The sequence below is a fragment of the Variovorax sp. P4_D9 genome (assembly GCF_056401695.1).
This window is the reverse complement of the sequence record NZ_JBFUIU010001194.1, coordinates 1-2100: the sequence shown is the minus strand read 5'-3', so window position 1 is coordinate 2100 and position 2100 is coordinate 1. Positions and strand designations below refer to the sequence as shown.

The 2100-nt window shown below is 64.6% G+C and carries 3 protein-coding genes; 1 reads left to right on the top strand and 2 read right to left on the bottom strand.

Annotated features, from left to right (window positions below; genetic code table 11):
• The first annotated feature begins 313 nt into the window (after window positions 1-313).
• Entirely contained in the window at window positions 314-760 is a 447-nt protein-coding gene (locus AC1DY5_RS52880) for a hypothetical protein (RefSeq protein ID WP_478122226.1), read from the top strand.
• Between the two features lie 302 nt (window positions 761-1062).
• Here the strand turns inward: AC1DY5_RS52880 and AC1DY5_RS52875 are convergent, their stop codons facing one another.
• Window positions 1063-1407, bottom strand: coding sequence for a hypothetical protein (locus tag AC1DY5_RS52875; protein WP_478122225.1), 345 nt, complete (start codon window positions 1405-1407; stop codon window positions 1063-1065).
• A gap of 102 nt (window positions 1408-1509) precedes the next feature.
• On the bottom strand, window positions 1510-2100 hold a 591-nt coding region (locus AC1DY5_RS52870), incomplete at its 5' end, for a 3-keto-5-aminohexanoate cleavage protein (RefSeq protein ID WP_478122224.1).

Sequence of the window (2100 nt, the reverse complement as noted above, 5' to 3'; positions counted from 1 at the left end):
CCTCATGATCATGCTGGCGACCCAGCCAATCAGTCCACCCACGACCAGCCAGATGATGAGATTCACGGCGCTCTCCTTGGTTTAGGTGGAGGAAGCGTCGCGCAGAGGGCTTTACCTCCCTATAGGACAACGCCTCCTAACTTGGGAGGGAAAAAGGGCGGATCCGCCGTGGTGACCGCATGGCCAAGCGAGCGGACACCTACAGCGGTTCGGCCCGACGGCTGATGAATACGCGGGGCTGCCGGGTCGATACTGGTTGGGCTCACAACGTACCGAGCATCCGTTGAAAGCCCACTCACATCGGGAGACCATCATGGAAAGCAATTCGTTGAACCCACCCAACGATAACGCCGAGACTCAAGGGAACGCCGGTGGATCATCCGGTCCCGCGGACGGTGAGACCCGGGAGCCCGGCCGGCTCAGCCAGGGTAGCCAAACTGGCGATGACGGCGCGTCGATGCGCGGGGCCAGGGAGGACGCCGACAGCTTCGGCCGCAGAGCGGCGGATGCGACTCAGGGATACCTGCAGGATGCGAAGGCCAAGGCGAGTGCGAGGGTTCAAGCGGGCAAGGACTATGCGCAAGACGCGGTCAACGGGGCCGGCAAGAAGATCGACAGCATGAAAGGTCAGGCGGCCGACCTAAAGCAGCGGGGAATGCAATTCGCCGCCGACGAGCCGATGAAGGCGGTTGCGTACGCCGCGGCCGGTAGCGCAGTGCTCACGGCGGTGTTGATGACGTTGATGCGCGGTCGCCGCTAGTCGATTGGAAGGGTCAACGCTACGGCTCGGCGCTCCGGCCAAACTGACGCGCTTTGCGTCTCGGGCGCGGCCACTGCCTAGTTGGACGGGGCTATCTCAAACCAAACCGGGGCGTGATCGCTCGGCTTATCGCGCTCGCGATGCTCCCGATCCACGCCCCTCGCCTGGAGCCGGCTTTTTGGGGACTGAGCAGTAGGACGTCCATTCAGAAGCCGGCGTTCGACGCTGCCCAGATGGCGCGAGAGCGCCGGGCTGCGAGAGTTCGTCGTGAGCTTCGATCGCCTCTTGCCGCTGCATCGGCCTTACCCCCGCGGCCTGATCCCGACCTCAGGATCCGCGTCGTAGGGCCATCCCAGCTCGTAGCTGCCCAGCGGCGCCGGCGCTGAATCGTTCGCCGCACGACGGTCGCCCGCCCTGCGCAAGATCGGCAGATAGCTCTCCCACTGGACTGCCGTGAGCGCCAGCTCGTCGAGCTTGTCGCGGGTCGCGCTGGCCGGCACCAACAGCTTGAACCGCTCAAGTGTCTGGGTTTCCATCGCCTCCGAGTTGGACATCTTCAGGAACGCTCCGTCGGCCTCCTCCGGAGTCGCGAACCAGCAGGCCGACATTCCCGAAGGCGAACGCGGGTCCACCGCAATGCAGTGCACGACCTTGCTCGCGGACGTGACCGTGGATGCGGGAGATGTGCCCCTGCCGGCGAAGAGCGCTCGACTCAGAGAAGTTGAAAATCTTGACATGGAGCGGAAGAGTCAGGCGGCGTCGGCGTGCTGCACGAAGCCGCGCTGGCCCAGCTTGCGGTTGGGCGTGAAGCCGTTCTTCGCAAGCGTCTCGTCGGCGCTGGAATAGAACTCGCCGATGCGGTAGATGCGGCGCGCTTCCTGGCAGTTGGCGACCGGGCGGCTGAACTCACGCGAGATGCGCACGAGCTGCTCGATCTGCTCGACCGAACTCATCTTGCCCGAGCGGTCCTGCCTCCAGATGTTGTCCTCATTGCCGCAGCGCACGTGCAGGCCTAGGGAAATGGCCATCATGTTCAGGGGCAGCACGTTGAGCATGGACGATTCCAGCGTGAGYACCGCGCCGTCTGGCACCGCGCGGACGAAGTTCGCGAGGTTGTAGAGGTTTGGCGCATCGAATCCGCCGCCGAGTGCGACCCAGGTCAGGATGAGCGGCACGTTTGCCGTACCGCGGCGCATCATGCGCTCCAGCGTCTCGATCTGCGTGTTGTTGGCGAGCTGGAAGTGCGACTGGATGCCGTTGGCCGACAGGCGCCGGATGTGCTCCTCCAGCCACTCCGGGCCAGCGGGGATGGTCATTTCCTGGTACGCCCTGTTGAGGGC